Annotated in this window: 14 protein-coding genes; 7 read left to right on the top strand and 7 right to left on the bottom strand. The window is 74.3% G+C overall.

Annotation, left to right across the window (positions count from 1 at the left end):
- Positions 1-4 precede the first annotated feature (4 nt).
- The gene (locus ACGFIR_RS08880; protein ID WP_393006159.1) at positions 5-1,288 is read left to right on the top strand and encodes a nucleotide sugar dehydrogenase; all 1,284 of its coding nucleotides are present in this window, start codon (positions 5-7) and stop codon (positions 1,286-1,288) included.
- 197 nt (positions 1,289-1,485) lie between these two features.
- Positions 1,486-3,228, top strand: a complete 1,743-nt coding sequence (locus ACGFIR_RS08875; RefSeq protein ID WP_393006157.1) for a CDP-glycerol glycerophosphotransferase family protein — start codon at positions 1,486-1,488, stop codon at positions 3,226-3,228.
- A gap of 55 nt (positions 3,229-3,283) precedes the next feature.
- Here the strand turns inward: ACGFIR_RS08875 and ACGFIR_RS08870 are convergent, their stop codons facing one another.
- Both ACGFIR_RS08870 and ACGFIR_RS08865 read right to left on the bottom strand, forming a co-directional pair.
- Entirely contained in the window at positions 3,284-3,826 is a 543-nt protein-coding gene (locus tag ACGFIR_RS08870) for an acyltransferase (RefSeq protein ID WP_393006155.1), read from the bottom strand.
- 57 nt (positions 3,827-3,883) lie between these two features.
- Positions 3,884-4,222 carry a DUF952 domain-containing protein gene (locus ACGFIR_RS08865; protein WP_393006153.1) on the bottom strand — a complete coding sequence of 113 codons (339 nt, stop codon included), beginning with the start codon at positions 4,220-4,222 and terminating at the stop codon, positions 3,884-3,886.
- Between the two features lie 107 nt (positions 4,223-4,329).
- Here ACGFIR_RS08865 and ACGFIR_RS08860 point away from each other — a divergent pair, with 107 nt between their 5' ends.
- Positions 4,330-4,986, top strand: coding sequence for a response regulator transcription factor (locus tag ACGFIR_RS08860; protein WP_393006151.1), 657 nt, complete (start codon positions 4,330-4,332; stop codon positions 4,984-4,986).
- Between the two features lie 10 nt (positions 4,987-4,996).
- On the top strand, positions 4,997-6,490 hold the full coding sequence (locus ACGFIR_RS08855; RefSeq protein ID WP_393006149.1) for a sensor histidine kinase: 1,494 nt from the start codon (positions 4,997-4,999) through the stop codon (positions 6,488-6,490).
- 42 nt (positions 6,491-6,532) lie between these two features.
- Here the strand turns inward: ACGFIR_RS08855 and ACGFIR_RS08850 are convergent, their stop codons facing one another.
- The 4 genes from ACGFIR_RS08850 to ACGFIR_RS08835 all read right to left on the bottom strand — a co-directional run bounded on the left by ACGFIR_RS08850 (position 6,533) and on the right by ACGFIR_RS08835 (position 10,882).
- Positions 6,533-7,507 (bottom strand): TAXI family TRAP transporter solute-binding subunit, encoded by a 975-nt coding sequence (locus ACGFIR_RS08850; RefSeq protein WP_393144039.1) that lies wholly within the window; start codon positions 7,505-7,507, stop codon positions 6,533-6,535.
- Between the two features lie 119 nt (positions 7,508-7,626).
- On the bottom strand, positions 7,627-8,295 hold the full coding sequence (locus tag ACGFIR_RS08845; RefSeq protein ID WP_393006145.1) for a hypothetical protein: 669 nt from the start codon (positions 8,293-8,295) through the stop codon (positions 7,627-7,629).
- Positions 8,296-8,397: 102 nt separating this feature from the next.
- Positions 8,398-9,195 carry a peroxide stress protein YaaA gene (gene yaaA / locus ACGFIR_RS08840; RefSeq protein WP_393006143.1) on the bottom strand — a complete coding sequence of 266 codons (798 nt, stop codon included), beginning with the start codon at positions 9,193-9,195 and terminating at the stop codon, positions 8,398-8,400.
- 61 nt (positions 9,196-9,256) lie between these two features.
- Positions 9,257-10,882 (bottom strand): hypothetical protein, encoded by a 1,626-nt coding sequence (locus ACGFIR_RS08835; RefSeq protein WP_393006141.1) that lies wholly within the window; start codon positions 10,880-10,882, stop codon positions 9,257-9,259.
- A 135-nt stretch (positions 10,883-11,017) separates the two neighbouring features.
- Between ACGFIR_RS08835 and ACGFIR_RS08830 the strand changes: the two genes are divergently transcribed.
- The gene (locus ACGFIR_RS08830) at positions 11,018-12,058 is read left to right on the top strand and encodes an App1 family protein (protein WP_393144037.1); all 1,041 of its coding nucleotides are present in this window, start codon (positions 11,018-11,020) and stop codon (positions 12,056-12,058) included.
- Between the two features lie 13 nt (positions 12,059-12,071).
- Here the strand turns inward: ACGFIR_RS08830 and ACGFIR_RS08825 are convergent, their stop codons facing one another.
- The gene (locus ACGFIR_RS08825) at positions 12,072-12,569 is read right to left on the bottom strand and encodes a YcxB family protein (protein ID WP_393144035.1); all 498 of its coding nucleotides are present in this window, start codon (positions 12,567-12,569) and stop codon (positions 12,072-12,074) included.
- Positions 12,570-12,696: 127 nt separating this feature from the next.
- On the opposite strand from ACGFIR_RS08825, the gene ACGFIR_RS08820 reads away from it, so the two are divergent.
- Together ACGFIR_RS08820 and ACGFIR_RS08815 are read left to right on the top strand one after the other, a co-directional pair.
- Positions 12,697-13,257 carry a sugar O-acetyltransferase gene (locus tag ACGFIR_RS08820; protein WP_393144033.1) on the top strand — a complete coding sequence of 187 codons (561 nt, stop codon included), beginning with the start codon at positions 12,697-12,699 and terminating at the stop codon, positions 13,255-13,257.
- Between the two features lie 184 nt (positions 13,258-13,441).
- A complete protein-coding gene (locus ACGFIR_RS08815) occupies positions 13,442-15,466 on the top strand; it encodes a family 10 glycosylhydrolase (RefSeq protein ID WP_393006133.1) in 2,025 nt (674 codons plus the stop codon).
- Positions 15,467-15,541 lie beyond the last annotated feature (75 nt).

Raw genomic sequence — 15,541 nt, 5'->3', positions numbered from 1 at the left:
TTCCATGAACATCTGCGTCGTCGCGCTCGGGAAGATCGGACTGCCGCTCGCCGTGCAGTTCGCCACGAAGGGCCACCGGGTGATCGGTGCCGACGTCTCCGAGCGGGTCGTCGGGCTGGTCAACGACGGGGCGGTGCCCTTCCCGGGGGAGACCGACCTGGACGTCAAGCTCAAGGAGACCGTCGCCGCCGGGCTGCTGAGCGCCACCACCGACACCGCCGCCGCGGTCGCCGAGTCGGAGGCGGTCGTGGTGGTCGTGCCGCTCTTCGTGGACGCCGAGGGCGTGCCGGACTTCGGCTGGATGGACGACGCGACCCGCGCCATCGCCGCCGGGCTCAAGCCGGGCACCCTGGTCAGCTACGAGACCACGCTGCCGGTCGGCACCACCCGCAACCGCTGGGCGCCGATGCTCGAGCAGGGCTCGGGGCTGACCGCGGGCAAGGACTTCCACCTGGTGTTCAGCCCCGAGCGGGTGCTCACCGGCCGGGTCTTCGCCGACCTGCGCCGCTACCCGAAGCTCGTCGGCGGCATCGACGAGGCGTCGGCGGCGCACGGCGTGCGCTTCTACGAGGCGGTGCTGGACTTCGACGAGCGGCCCGACCTCGACCGTCCCAACGGCGTCTGGGACCTCGGCTCCGCCGAGGCGTCCGAGCTGGCCAAGCTGGCCGAGACGACCTACCGGGACGTCAACATCGGGCTGGCCAACCAGTTCGCCCGGTTCGCCGACACCGTCGGCGTGGACGTCACCAAGGTCATCGCGGCGTGCAACACCCAGCCGTACAGCCACATCCACCAGCCGGGCATCGCCGTCGGCGGGCACTGCATCCCGATCTACCCCCGGATGTACCTGTGGAACGACCCGGCGGCCACCGTCGTCCGCTCCGCCCGGGAGGCCAACGCGGCCATGCCGGAGTACGCGGTGGACCTGCTCGCCGCCGCGTACGGCGACCTGACCGACGTCGGGGTGCTGGTGCTGGGCGCCGCCTACCGGGGCGGGGTCAAGGAGACCGCCTTCTCCGGTGTCTTCCCGACGGTGGAGGCGCTGCGGCGGCGGGGCGCCCGGCCCTACGTCTCGGACCCGATGTACACGGCCGAGGAACTCGCCGCGCACGGCCTGCCGCCGTACGACGGTGAGCCGCTCGGCGCGGCCGTGGTGCAGGCGGACCACGCGGAGTACCGCACCCTCAGCCCGGCCGACCTGCCCGGCGTGACCGTCCTGGTGGACGGCCGGCGGGTCACCGACCCGGCCCGCTGGACCGGCGTGCGGCGGGTGGTCATCGGCGGCTGACCCGCCGTCGCGTGTCACGGGGCTCCGGTCGACAACGGCCGGGGCCCCGTCGCGTCGGGCGGTACGGCTCCCGTGGCTGAACGCGCCGCCCGCCGCCTGACTGTGGGCTGCGCGACACCCCGGCAATACTCGAAGGACATGCCACGTTAAGGTCGCACCTGCCCGGATTCGCCGGTGATCGATAGGGGAGTGTGTCTTTGTTCAGCAAACTGCGCAGGCAGCCGGACGTCGGACTCATCGGCGCGCTACTGCTGTCGTACGCCGTCATGGTGCTGGCCGGGGCCCTCGGCTGGACGATCCCCTTCGCGGTCGCCGGCCTGGCCGTCGCCGCCGGTGAACTCACCCTGCTGCGCCGCCCGGCCGGCGCGGAGCTGCTGGAGAAGGCCGGTGTCGGGCAGCTCTACCGGCACCTGGCCCGGGACCTGGCGGTCGTCCTGCTGATCGTCACGGTGGTCCGTCCCGGCCCGACGGGCCTGGTCCTGGTCCTGCTGCTGCCCGCGGCGCTGCTGGCGCTCGCCCTCGGCACGGGGGTGCTGGCGCGGCTCGGCGAGCGCCGCGGCGCCGTCGCCTTCGTCCGCAACATCGACCTCAAGCGGTCCTCCGGGGCGCCGCGACCGCCGGCCTGGGCCGTCGCCGTCGAGGGCGACCGGCTGCCCCTGCTCAACCTGCTGCTGGTGCCCGCGGCCGTGGTCGCCGCGCTGATCGACGAGGTGATGCCGGTGGTGCTCACCGCGGCGCTCACCCTGCTGGCGGGCGCGGTCGTCGCCGCCGTGCTCGCGCTGACCTGGCTGCGCGGGCGTGGCCGGGCCACCTCGGCGCTGCCGGTGGTGCAGAGCTGGCTGGCCCGGGAGCAGCCGGACCTCGCGCTCTACTTCGCCGGCCCGGTCAAGGACGTCTACCAGGCCAACATGTGGCTCGCCCCGGTCGAGGCGACCGGCCGCCGGGCCGTGGTGCTGATGCGCCAGGAGGAGGCGTTCCGGGCGCTCGCCGACACCCGCCTGCCGGTGATCTGCGTACCCGCCGGCACCGACTTCATGAACCTCGAACTGGGCAGCCTCCGGGCCGCCCTCTACGTGGCGAACGTGGGCGCCAACATCCACCTGCTGCGCGAGCCGGGCGTGAAGCACGTCTTCGTCGGCCACGGCGACAGCGACAAGCAGGCCAGCGTCAACCCCTACAGCAAGGTGTACGACGAGGTCTGGGTGGCCGGTCCGGCGGGGCGGGAACGCTACGCCCTGAGCGGCGTCGGCGTGCTCGACCGCGACATCGTCGAGGTCGGCCGGCCGCAGCTGGCCGGCGTGCACACCTTCGGCGCCGAGGCCACCGGCCGGCCGTTCACCGTGCTGTACGCCCCGACCTGGGAGGGCTGGCTGGAGGAGGAGGTCTACCACACCTCCGTGGTGCTGATGGGCGAGCGGATCGTCGCCGGTCTGCTGGCCACCCCCGGGGTGCGGGTGATCTACAAGCCGCACCCGCTCACCGGCAGCCGGTCGGCCAAGGCGCGGGCGGCCAACGACCGGATCGTCCGCCGGATCCGCGCCGCCGGCGGGCACACCGACGCGACCTCGCTGACCGGCGACGCGCACCTCGTGGTCACCGGCCGCGCGCCGGGGCTGTTCGACTGCTTCAACCAGACCGACCTGCTGGTCAGCGACATCTCCAGCGTGGTCTCGGACTTCATGCAGAGCCAGCGGCCGTACGTCGTGGCCAACCCGGCCGGGCTGCCCGAGGACGAGTTCCGCCACCGGTACCCGACCGCCCGGGCCGCGTACCTGCTCGGTGTCGACTGCGGCGAGCTGGCGAAGATCGTCGCGGTCACCCGGGCCGGTGGCGACCCGATGACCGAGGCACGTCGGGAGCTGAAGACGTACCTGCTGGGCCCGGACGAGCCGAACCCGATGGACCGGTTCCGGGCGGAGATCGACCGGCTCTGCGGCTGAGGCGTCGGGGCGGGGGCGGTGTCCGGTCGGTGCCGGGCGCCGCCCCCGCGTGCGTTCAGCCCCGCTGCGGCGGGTTGTCGACGTCCCGCGAGACGACCTCGCCGCGCTCGTCGACCCAGCCCTTCGGGCGCGCCGGGTTGCCGGCGACGAGCTGGTACGGCGCCACGTCCCGGGTCACCACGGAACCGGCGGCGATCATCGCGTACTCGCCGACCTCGATGCCGCAGACCAGGGTGGCGTTGGCGCCGATCGAGGCCCCCCGGCGGACCAGGGTCGGGGTGATCGTCCAGTCCGGATTCTGCGCCCGGGGCCGGAAGTCGTTGGTGAAGACCGCACACGGGCCGACGAAGACCTCGTCCTCGATGGTGACGCCCTGGTAGACCGAGACGTTGTTCTGGATCTTGACCAGGTCACCGACCGTCACGCCGGCGTCGACGTACACGTTGCGGCCGATGACGCAGCCGGCGCCGATCTGCGCCGAGGACCGGACGTGGGCCAGGTGCCAGACCTTGGTGCCGTCGCCGACGCGGGCACCCTCCTCGACGTCGGCCGTCGGGTGGACGAAGACGGAGGCGGGCGTGGAACTGCTGTCAGTCATGTGTCAACTCGTTCGGTTCGGGGAGGGATGGGCTCGGCGGGTAGCATAGCCAGCCGCTCAGTCGAGCAACGCCGCCACCGCGTCGGCGGCCGGCACGTCCGCCGGCAGCGCGTGGGCGGCCACCACGGCCGGCACCGGCAGCGGCCCGTACAGGTGCGGGAAGAGCGCCCCGTCGCGCGACGGTTCCCAGCGCAGCGCGTCGCCCAGCCGCTGCGGGTCCACAGTCAGCAGGGTCAGCCCGGTGGCGCCGGCGAAGTACCGCCGGGCCGTCTCGACCACCTGGTCGGCGCCGGAGAGGTGGACGAACCCGGACTGCCGGTCCATCGCCGTGCCGTCGAAGTGGCCGGCGGCCAGCGCGTCGTCCCACTCGACGGTGGCGAGCAGCTTGTAGATCACTCCGGCAGCCTACGCGCGGTGACGGCCGGTCGGCGCGGGACGGGCCTCCCGCTGCGGGCGTACTTCTGCCACGATTCTGGTCGACACACGACGAACGGGGGGCCAGGGTGCGCATCCTGCTGGTCGAGGACGACCGCCGGGTGGCCGCCGCGCTCTCCTCCGCCCTCACCCGGCGGGGGTACGACGTGGAGCACGCCGCGACGGTCGCCGCCGCCCTCAGCGCCGCCCCCTGCGATCTGGTGCTGCTGGACCTGACCCTGCCCGACGGGGACGGCACCGACCTGTGCCGGGAGCTGCGGCGGCGCAGCAGCCAGCTCGGCATCATCGCGGTGACCGCCCGTGGCGAGGAACGCGACCGGGTGCTCGGCCTGCGGCTCGGCGCGGACGACTACGTGGTCAAGCCCTTCTCGATGACCGAGCTCCAGGCGCGCATCGAGGCGGTGCTGCGCCGGGCGGCGCACACGGCGCCGGAGCGCAGCCTGATCGAGGTGGGGCCCGTACGCGTCGACGTGACCGCGCGGACGGTCACCGTCGACGGCCGGCCGGTGGCGCTGACCCGCAAGGAGTTCGACGTCCTGCTCTCCCTGGCCCGGCAGCCCGGCGTGGCGGTCGCCCGGGAGCGGATCCTGCTCGACGCCTGGGGTACCACCTGGGGAGACGGGCACATGGTCGAGGTGCACGTCGGATCGCTGCGTGGCAAGCTGGGCGACTCCGGTCTGGTGGAGACCGTACGCGGGGTCGGCTACCGGCTGCGCGGCGAGTGAGAGGGACGCCGTGCGACGTCGGTTGGTGATCAGTTACCTGCTGCTGATGGTGCTGGTCCTGATGGCGCTGGAGACCCCGCTGGCGATCACCCTGGCCACCCGCGAGACCGACCGGGTACGCGCCGACCGGCTCGCCGACGCCACCCGGTTCGCCTCGCTGGCCGGCCCGGCGCTGCGCGGCGGTCCCCCCGGCCCGCTCGCCAACGAGCTGCGCAGCTACGACGCCCTGTACGGCATCGGCGCGGCGGTGGTCGACCGTGAGCGGGGGACGGTGGCGGCCTCCGGGACCTGGCGCCTGGCCCCGGGCTCCCGGGAGGCGTTGGACATGGCGCTCTCCGGCCAGCAGGCCAGCGGGCCGGACTCGGTCTGGCCGTGGGTCGACGGGCCGATCGTGGTGGCGGTGCCCATCAACGACGGCGGCGAGGTGCTCGGCGCGGTGGTCATCACCACCCCCGCGGATTCGGTCCGGCGGACCGTGACCGTGTGGTGGCTGGTGCTGGCCGGCACGGGCCTGCTCGCCGTACTGGCCTGCGTGCTGACCGCGTTCGGGCTGGCCGGCTGGGTGCTGCGCCCGGTCACCGAGCTGGACGCGGTCACCCACGAGATCGCCGAGGGGGACCGTGGCGCGCGGGTGCAGCACCGCCTCGGCCCGCCGGAGCTGCGCCGCCTGGCGACGAGCTTCAACCACATGGCCGACGTCGTCTCCGACGTGATGGACCGGCAGCGGGCGTTCGTCGCGCACGCCAGCCACCAGCTGCGCAATCCACTGACCGCGCTGCGGCTGCGGGTGGAGGAGCTGGGACCGAGCCTGACCGACGCCGACGGGCGCGCCGAGCACCAGCTGGCCCTGGAGGAGACCGACCGGCTGGCCCTCGTGCTGGACGCGTTGCTGACCCTGGCCCGCGCCGAGCGGCGGGAGAACCAGCGGGTCACCGTCGACGCGGCGGCCGTCGCCATGTCCCGGGTCGCCGCCTGGGAGCCGCTCGCCCGGCACCACCGGATCACTCTCCGGCTCGTGACCGAGGCCGCCCCGGCGTACGCGCGGACCGTGCCCACCGCCATCGACCAGGCACTCGACGCGCTGATCGACAACGCGGTGAAGTTCAGCGACGCCGGTGGGGTGGTGACGGTGACCGTCCGGCGTCACGACGACGGGATCGCGCTGGAGGTCCGCGACACCGGCCCGGGCATGACGGCGAGCCAGCTCGGGCAGGCGACCGAGCGGTTCTGGCGGGCGCCGGAGGTGCAGAACGTCGACGGGGCCGGCCTGGGCCTCACCATCGTCGCCGTGCTGGTGGACGCCTCGGACGGGCGGCTCACCATGCACGGGGGCGAGCCGCGCGGCCTCGTCGCGGGCCTCTGGTTCCCCGCTCCCGCCGACGCCGCTCCCGCCGACCCCGGTGCCGACGGCCCGGACCGCGCCGATCCGGCTCCCGGAGCCCCCGCTCCCGGCGACCCGGCTCTCGCCGACGTCGGTTCCGGCGACTCCACTTCGGCGAGTTGAGGGCCGGGCGGGACGCCGGCCGGTGACGCCGGAGACCTGCGGTCAGGGTTTGGCGGCGCGGTACCAGTCGGCGGCGCCCGGGTGCAACGGCAACGGGGCGGTGGCGATCGCCGACCGGGGACTCATCCGCCCGGCGGCCGGATGCGCGGCGGCCAACTCCTGGCGGCGCTCCATGAGCAGCCGGGTCACCTCCCGGATCAGCGGCGCCGGCAGGTCGGCCCGGACGATCAGGAAGTTCGGGTTGGCCACCGTGGTCACCGGGTCCGTGCCGTAGACGGAGCGGGGGATGTCCCGGGAGACGTAGACCTCCGGGTTGCTCTCGCGCAGCGGCCCGGTCCATTCGCCGAGGTCGACGATCCGCGTCGCGCTGACGTCGGTGAGCTGCTCCACCGCCCGGACCGGCAGCCCGCCGGAGAAGAAGAAGGCGTCGATCGTGCCGGCCCGCAGCGCCGCGACCGAGTCGTCGAGGCCGAGCCGCTCCTGGTGCACCCGGTCACCGCCCAGCCGCGCCACCTCCAGCAGCCGGACGGCGGTGATCTCGGTGCCGGACCCGGGCGCCCCCACGGACACCCGCCGGCCGCGCAGGTCGGCCAGGGTGCGGATGGAACCACCGGCGGTCGTGATCAGGTGCAGCAGGTCGTCGTAGACCCGGGCGACCGCGACCACGGACGGGTGCGCCGCGGGCGCCGCCGGCAGCACGTCGGCCTGGGTGAAGCCCAGCTCGGCCTTGCCGGCACCGACCAGCTGGACGTTCTCCGCCGACGCGGCGGTCACCACCACACTGGCCCGTACGTCCGGCAGCTCCCGGTTGAGCAGGGCGGCCAGCGACTGCCCGAAGGCGTGGTAGACGGCCGTCGGGCTGCCGGTCGCGATCCGGATCTGCACCGGTGGATCGGGGGCGTTCCGGCAGCCGACCAGGCCGGGCGACGTGACCAGCAGCAGCAGCGCCAACAGCGCCGGCGGGCGGAGCGGGCGCAGGCGGGCACGGCGGAACCTGGTGGGACTCACGCGCTGCACTCTGCGCCGTGCGGGCCGTGGCCGCAACCCTCCGTCCACCGCTCGGGCAGGCACCGGACGGTGCCCCCACGGTGGCCGTCGATGTGCCGCGCGTCGCGCGGACCGTGCCCGCCGGGCGGTCAGGACCGGGCGGAAACGGGATCCAGCGCCGTGCGGTGCAGGATCCGCTCGCGGTGCGGGCCGTCGGCGACACACACCAGGTAACACCCGGTGCCGGGGCGCAGCAGCGCCGGAACGTCCAGCAGGGCGGCCCCGCGCACCAGGACGGCGGCCAGCTCCCGGTCGGTGATGCGGACGCCGAGGATGTGCCGGCGGACGTGGCGACCCCCGGCGAGCAGGGCCGCCCGCCAGGCCGCCGCGGCCAGCCGGGGCCGCCACGCCCGGCGTACGGTCGACGCGCCCGGGACCGGCCCGCCCAGCAGTTCGCGCCGGCCCTGCCGCCAGCCGGCCTCCAGCACCCGCGCGTACGCGGGCCGGTGCTGGCGTGGCACGGAGAGCCGGTGCAGCTCGTAGCGGCGGCGCAGACCGCCGACGGTCACCTCGTGCTCGATGGGGACGTCCAGCCGGCCGAGCAGCTGCCCCATCCGGTGCGCCGCCTCCTCCCGGTTGAACTCCACGGACGGGGGGCGGTGCTCCGCCACCGGCCGACGGGTGCCGGCGACCGTCGGCGGGGGCGTGCAGCGCAGCAGGCAGGCGGCCTCGAACGCGTCGGCCAGGGTCGACCAGTCCAGCGGCGGCGGGCTCGAGGGCAGGCGCGGCCGATCGAGCACGATCTGTTCAAGAGCCAACTCAGGCACTCCTTGTCGGCGTCGGGGTCCCTCCTACCGTGGTCCCTCGACGCCGACGGGGAAACCGATCGGCCCCAGCCTTGAGGAAATCTTGCGACTGATTTACAGCTCGGTGACGATCACGTCGACCTGGCGTGACCGGTTCGGCGGGCCGGGCTGCTCCCGCACCTGGTACTTCAGGTCGCGCAACGCGGTCAGCAGCCCGTCGACCGTACGCGGCCGGGCACCCGCGGTCAGCAGGTCACGGACCAGCCGGCCCTTGGTCGCCTTGTTGAAGTGGCTCACCACCGTCTGGACGGGCACGCCGTCGACCTCCCGCTCGTGCAGCACCCGGACGGTCACCGTGCGCTCGGCCACCTCGCCGCGCGGCGCCCAGGTGGCCGCGTACGCGCCGGAGCGCAGGTCGAGCACGGGCCCGTCGCCGGCCGCCTCGGCCATCGCGGGCGCGAGCGCCCGCCGCCAGTACGCCGACAGCGCGCCGGGCCCCGGCAGCCGCGCCCCGATCGGGCACCGGTAGGGCGGGATGCGGTCGGTGAGGCGTACCGCGCCCCAGAGTCCCGAGCTGATCAGCACCGACCGGCGGGCCGCCCGCTGCGCGGTCGCCGGCAGCGTGGCGAGGTCGAGCGCCTCGTAGAGCACCCCGGTGTAGACGCGGCCGGCGGGCGCGGTGGCCGCCGCCCGCAGCCGGGCGTTGCGGCGCAGCTCGCCGCGTTGGCCCTCGCTGAGCCCCAGCGCCGCCCGGGCCGCCTCCTCGTCGCCGTCGGCGCAGAGCGCGACCAGCGCCGTCAGCACCTCCTCCCGGGCGCCGGTCAGCTCCGGCAGGGAGAGCCGGGCGAGGTCCAGCCGCCGGCCGGTGCCGGCGTCGGCCTTTCCCTCGGAGGGCGGCAACAGGATGAGCATCGGTGGACTCCTCGTCCGGCGCGGCGTGCGCGCACCGGTGCGGCCAGCGTACGGGCCGGTCCTACCGCCACGGTCGTACCGGCGTCTGCGGGTGGTACACGCGATACCCGCCCACCTCGGCCACCAGCGCGGCGTCGGCCCGGTCGCCCAACAGACCGCGCAGCCGCCGCTCCGCCGCCGATCCTGCCTCCAGCACGTACCCGGGCCGGTCGGCTCGTCCCACCTGCCGCCAGTACGGCCGGTAGCGGTTCTGCCCGGGGGTGAGCTCGCCGTCGAGCACCGCGCACACCACCCCCTCGGCCGTGTTGAAGATCAGCCGGTTGCAGGTCCAGTAGTCCCCGTACACCTCGCGGGGGCCGCTGGCGCGCAGCCGGTCGGCCAGCTCGCGGGCCTGCCGCTCCTCGACGCGGGACGCCGCGACGCCGGCGCCGGCGAACAGCACGGTGACCACCAGCATGGTCGCGGCCAGCGCGGCGAGCGCGGCGGTGGCCAGCGCCCCGGCCAGCCGGCCGAGCGCCCCGACCGTGCCCCGCCAGCAGGCGACCGCCGCCACCCAGAGCGGCCAGAGCACCGCCGGCAGGGAGAGTTGCAGCACCGACAGGTACCGGGCGTTGTCCAGCGGGCTGGTGGCGGCCAGCGGGCTGCGCACGTACGACAGCAGGGTCAGCGCCGCGCCGACGACCAGCGCGAGGTGCACCACCGGGGCGACCCGCCCGCCGCGCGACGCACCCGCGGCCCGGCGGTACGCGAGGACGGCGAACCCGGCGGCGACCGCCAGCAGCACCGGGTAGAGCAGCCCGAACCACCCCTGCCAGCGCGCGCAGCCGTCCACGGGGCAGAGGCCGGTGGCGAGCGGCACCCCTTCCAGCAGCCCGCCGTCGAGCCGCCGCGACCACGGCGGCGTCGGCCCGGCCCGGGTGCTGATCTCCCGGAACACCGACAGCGAGTCCTCGCCCGGCGGGGCGAGGAGGTTGTCCCGGATCATCGGTGCGATCCCGACGACGAACCCGGCCAGGAGCAGCACCCCGGCCACGCCGAGCAGTTCCCGGCGGGCCACCCACACCAGCGCCAGCGCGGCCACCGCCAGGTAGGGCAGGATCAGCCAGTCCGACCAGACGGAGACCCCGGCGAGCAGGCCGAAGAGCCCGACGGCCAGCCGGCGGTGCCGTACCGTCCCCCGGGCGAGTCCCACCGTGACCAGCAGCATCAGCAGCACCGCGACCTTGACCTCGGGACGGCCGCCGACCACGGTGAGCTGGTCCCGGACCACCCGTTCCCCGCCGAGCGCCAGCAGCCCGACGACCCCCGTGGCGAACCAGGGCGAGCAGATCCGCCGGGTCAGCCGGTACATCAGCCACAGGAAAAGGGCGTAGAGCAGCAGCAGCGGCAGGCGCAGCAGCGGCCAGCTCGGCCCGGCCACCGCGACCAGCGGCGCGGCCAGGTAGGACTCCAACACCCCCATGTAGCGCTGCCCGTAGAGGAAGACGGGCAGCCCGCGGCCCTGCGCGATGTGCAGCGCGGCCAGCCCGAACGTCGCCTCGTCGCTGTTGGAGACGGGCACCGTGTGCAGGGTCAGGACCAGCCGGTAGCCGACCCCGGCCAGCCCGAGCAGCAGTGCGACGAGCGCCGGCCGGTCGAGCTGCCACCGCCCCCGCCACCGCCACGGCTTGCGCACAGGTTGCGACACGACCAACGCCCCCGTCGTCGTCCCGACCGGAGTGTTTCACGCCGCCGGGGCCGGGCGGGGCGGATCGGCGCAGCCAGCGGCCGGGAAGATCGCCTCGCGTGGCCGAGGTGGCCAGGTTGTGGCAGGGTTGCTGGCGTGCCACCCACTGCCGCCGGCCAGTTGGCCGTACCCACCCTGCACCGGGCCGCGCGGATCGAGGACGCCGTCCACTCGCTGGTCGAGCGCCGGCTGCGGCGCACCGGCTGGCGGACGAACATCATCGCGTACACCGGCTACGGCGCGCCCGGCTGGGTGCGGGTGATGTGCCGGGTGCTGCTGGGCCGGCCGGACACCCGCCAGCGGGGCCGGCTGGAGAAGGTACGCGGGTGGCGCAGCTTCACCACGCTCCCGGCCAAGCACGTCACGGTCACCATCGAGGCCGGCGGGGGACGGCACGAGGCGCAGGCCGACCGCAGCGGGTTCGTCGACGCCGTGGTCGAGGCGGACCTGCCGCCCGGCTGGGGCTCGGTGCGGATCAGCATGCCGGACGCCGAGCCGGTCGAGGCGCCGGTGCGCATCCTCGATCCGGACGTGCGCTTCGGCATCCTCTCCGACATCGACGACACGGTCATGGTCACCGCGCTGCCCCGCCCGCTGCTCGCCGCCTGGAACACGTTCGTCCTCGACGAGCACGCCCGCACCGCCGTGCCCGGCATGGCGGTGCTCTACGAGCGGCTGGTCACCGCCCACCCCGGCGCCCCGGTCTTCTACCTCTCCACCGGCGCCTGGAACGTGGCGCCGACACTGACCCGGTTCCTGTCCCGGCACCTCTACCCGGCCGGGCCGCTGCTGCTGACCGACTGGGGGCCGACGGCCGACCGCTGGTTCCGCAGCGGCCGGGAGCACAAGCGGGTCACCCTGGCCCGGCTGGCGCGGGAGTTCCCCGACGTGAAGTGGCTGCTGGTCGGCGACGACGGGCAGCACGACCAGGAGATCTACCGCGAGTTCGCCGCCGCCCACCCGCAGAACGTGGCCGGGGTGGCGATCCGCCGGCTGTCGCCGACGCAGGCGGTGCTGGCCGGTGGCCTGCCGGCTGCGCCCGGCGAGTCCTCGGCGGGGCCGGTGGGGCAGAAGTGGCTCTCCGCGCCCGACGGCGCGGGCCTGTGGAAGCTGCTGCGCGACGCCGGCCTGGTCTGACGCCAGGCGGGGTTCACCGGGGCTGGAGCAGCCCGCGTCCGGCCATGTGGGCGCGCAGCGTCTCGGCGTCCTCGGGGGACATCAGGTGGCGTGGGATCACGGTCGCCGGCATCCGGCCGACGTACACGATCCAGAACTCGGGGGTGTCCCTCACCTGGGTCACCCCGTCCCAGGCGATGCCGCCGGACTCCGAGCCGCTACGCATCATGATGTTGTCGTCGGTGATGTCGTAGGCGCCCTCGACGGCGTAGCGCCCGGAGCGGCGCCGGGCGCGTAGCCGCACCCACGGCGAGTACAGCATCGACAGCAGGCCGCCCAGGACCAGCGTCAGGGACAGCGGCGAGATCTTCTCGCCCCACGCGAACCCCCGCGAGACGGCGAAACCGATCACCCCGACCGCCACCAGCACGGCGCCGATGTAACCGAACTTGCGCAGCCGCACGCTGCTGAGTGCGGCAGCGACCCGGCCCGGGTAGGCGGGATCGGCGGGGACGTCGAAACGGATGTGCACGCCAGAACGATAGTGCCCCCACGCCGCGTCGAGTCGTCCGCCGACCAGCGCCGACGGCGTCGAGCGGTGACGCGTTCCCGGCCGGGGTCGTCACCGGGTGGCTGGCCCGCTGTGCCAGCATCGCCTCGTGCGCAACGAGCGACGCCTACGGACCCGGACGCCGGAGACACGAGCCTTCGCGGAGCGCGTACGGCTCGTCATGAACCTGACCGCGCGCCTCAACGCGCTGCCGTTCGACGACCTCGACGCGCGCCGGACGGTGCTGACCGAGATCTTCGGTGGGCCGGTCCCCGACTCGCTGTCCATCCTGCCCCCGTTCTACTGCGACTACGGGCTTGGAGCGTCGTTCGGAGAGCGGGTGTTCATCAATCAGGGATGCTTCTTCCTCGACTACGGGGGAATCACCATCGGTGACCGCGTCATGATCGGTCCCCGGGTGACCCTGAGCACGTCCGGGCACCCGGTCGAGCCCGCCGAACGGTACGACTTCATCACCCACGCGCCCATCGTCATCGAGGACGACGTGTGGATCGGCGCCGCGGCCACGATCACTCCCGGCGTGACGATCGGCCGCGGCTCGGTCGTCGGCGCGGGCGCCGTCGTCGCGAAGGACGTGCCGTCGCTGAGCGTGGTGACGGCGACGAGCGCTGTCGAGCGCAGGCGCCTGAGGGGGTCTCCGGCCTCCTGAGGCCCGCGGCGGTGGGAAGGGCGGCAGTGGGCGGCCGGTCTCAGGCACTGCCGTCCGTCGCCCCGCCCCGTCCCGGCCGGCCCGCGTCCGGTTGGCCTCTCACCGTCGGTCATCCAGTGACCCCGGTCGGTGAATCATGTGAAGAATACTTGCGAAACTGCGCGACAACGTTGAACATCTTTTCGTGCGTAGAGACTATGGTCGATTCCTTCCCGGGCTGGCGCTGGTGGCGGCGCTGGCGCTCGGCGCGGCCGTCCCCACGGCCGCCCCCGTCTCCCGTCCCGCCACGCCGGACACCGTCCCCGTCGCCGCCCAGGCGGCCTGCGTGACCGACCCGGCCACCCCGAAGCGGCAGTTCCGCGGCATGTGGATCGCCAGCGTGGCCAACATCGACTGGCCCAGCCGCACCGGGCTCACCCCGGCCGCCCAGCAGGCGGAGTACCGGGGCTGGCTCGACCTGGCCCAGCAACGGCGGATGAACGCGGTCGTCGTGCAGATCCGCCCCACCGCCGACGCGTTCTGGCCGTCGACGTACGAGCCGTGGTCGCAGTGGCTCACCGGCACCCAGGGCACCAACCCCGGCTACGACCCGCTGGCCTTCATGGTCGCCGAGGCGCACGCCCGCAACCTGGAGTTCCACGCCTGGTTCAACCCGTACCGGGTGGCCAACCACACCGACCTCACCAAGCTGGCGGCCAGCCACCCGGCCCGCAAGAACGCGGGCTGGGCCGTCGCCTACAACGGTCAGCTCTACTACAACCCCGGCATCCCGGCCGTCCGCGCCTTCGTGCAGGACGCCATGATGGACGCCGTCCGCCGCTACGACATCGACGCGGTGCACTGGGACGACTACTTCTACCCGTACCCGGGCAGCGGCGGGGGCTTCCCCGACGCCGCGACCTACGCCCAGTACGGCGCCGGGTTCAGCAACATCGGCGACTGGCGGCGCAACAACGTCAACCTGCTGGTCCAGGAGATGCACAACCGGATCCAGGCGGTCAAGCCGTGGGTGCGGCTCGGCGTCAGCCCGTTCGGCATCTGGCGCAACGCCGGCACCGACCCGCTCGGCTCGCGTACCACCGGCCTCCAGTCGTACGACGCGATCTACGCCGACACCCGCCGCTGGGTGCGGCAGGGCTGGATCGACTACATCGCCCCGCAGATCTACTGGCACATCGGCCACACGGCGGCCGACTACGCGGAGCTGGTCCGCTGGTGGTCCGAGACCGTGACCGGCACCGACGTGCAGCTGTTCGTCGGGCAGGCCACCTACCGGGCCGGGGCGTCCGGGCAGGACGCCGCCTGGCAGGACCCGGCCGAGCTGACCGACCACCTGACGCTGAACCGCACCTACCCCCGGATCCTCGGCGACATCCACTTCAGCGCCAAGGACGTCCGCGCCGACCGAATCGGCGCCGTCTCCCGGGTGGCGACCGACCACTACCGCCGGCCCGCGCTGGTGCCGGCCGGGGTGGGCGGTGCCGCGCCCGCCGCACCGAACCTCACCTCGGCGGTACGCGGCACCGGCGGCGTGACCCTCACCTGGCAGCGCGGCGCCACCGGCAGCACCGCCGCGTACGCGGTGTACCGGCTGCCCGGCGACGGCGCGGTCGACGCCTGCGACCTGGCCGACGCGCGGAACCTGCTCGGCACGGTCCGCGCCTCGGGCACGACCGGGACGTTCGTCGACGCCACCGCCGCGGCCGGCTCGACGTACCGCTACCTGGTGACCGCGCTGGACCGGCTGCACCACGAGAGCGTGGCCAGCAACGCGCGGACCGTCACCGGCACCGGCGCGACGTTCAGCGTGATCGTGGACAACGCCACCGCCGGCGGCTTCACCGCTGCCAGCACCTGGGGCACGTCGTCGTACCTCGCGACGCGCTACGGGGCCAACTACCGGTTCGCGAACCCCGAGGCGGTCAGCGACCCGGCCTGGTTCACCGCCACGCTGCCCGCCGCCGGCTCGTACCGGATCGAGGTCTGGTACCCGGCCGACCCCGGCTACAACAGCGCCACGCCGCACCTGGTGGCGACGGCGAACGGGACCGTGACGGCCAAGGTCGACCAGCGCACCGGCGGTGGGCAGTGGCAGGTGCTGGGCACCTACGACCTCGCAGCGGGGACGCGCCAGGTCGTCGGGGTCAGCCGCTGGACGAGCACGACGGGGTACGTCGTCGCCGACGCCGTCCGGATCACCCGACTCTGAGCCGCACCGACAGCGGGAGATCCTGGTAGGCGGGCGTCCCTCCGGGGGCGGACTCCCTGCCAGGATCTCCCGCGT

The organism is Micromonospora sp. NPDC049051 (assembly GCF_043197575.1).
GTDB lineage: Bacteria > Actinomycetota > Actinomycetes > Mycobacteriales > Micromonosporaceae > Micromonospora.
Note: the sequence above shows the minus strand (reverse complement) of the source record. Positions and strands in the feature narration are given on the sequence as shown.

Bases quoted from the DNA above. Each gene is read 5' to 3' on its own strand.
- ACGFIR_RS08880 (WP_393006159.1), top strand. From the start codon at position 5: ATGAACATCTGCGTCGTCGCGCTCGGGAAGATCGGACTGCCGCTCGCC.
- ACGFIR_RS08870 (WP_393006155.1), bottom strand. From the start codon at position 3,826: ATGACTGACAGCAGTTCCACGCCCGCCTCCGTCTTCGTCCACCCGACG.
- yaaA (WP_393006143.1), bottom strand. From the start codon at position 9,195: ATGCTCATCCTGTTGCCGCCCTCCGAGGGAAAGGCCGACGCCGGCACC.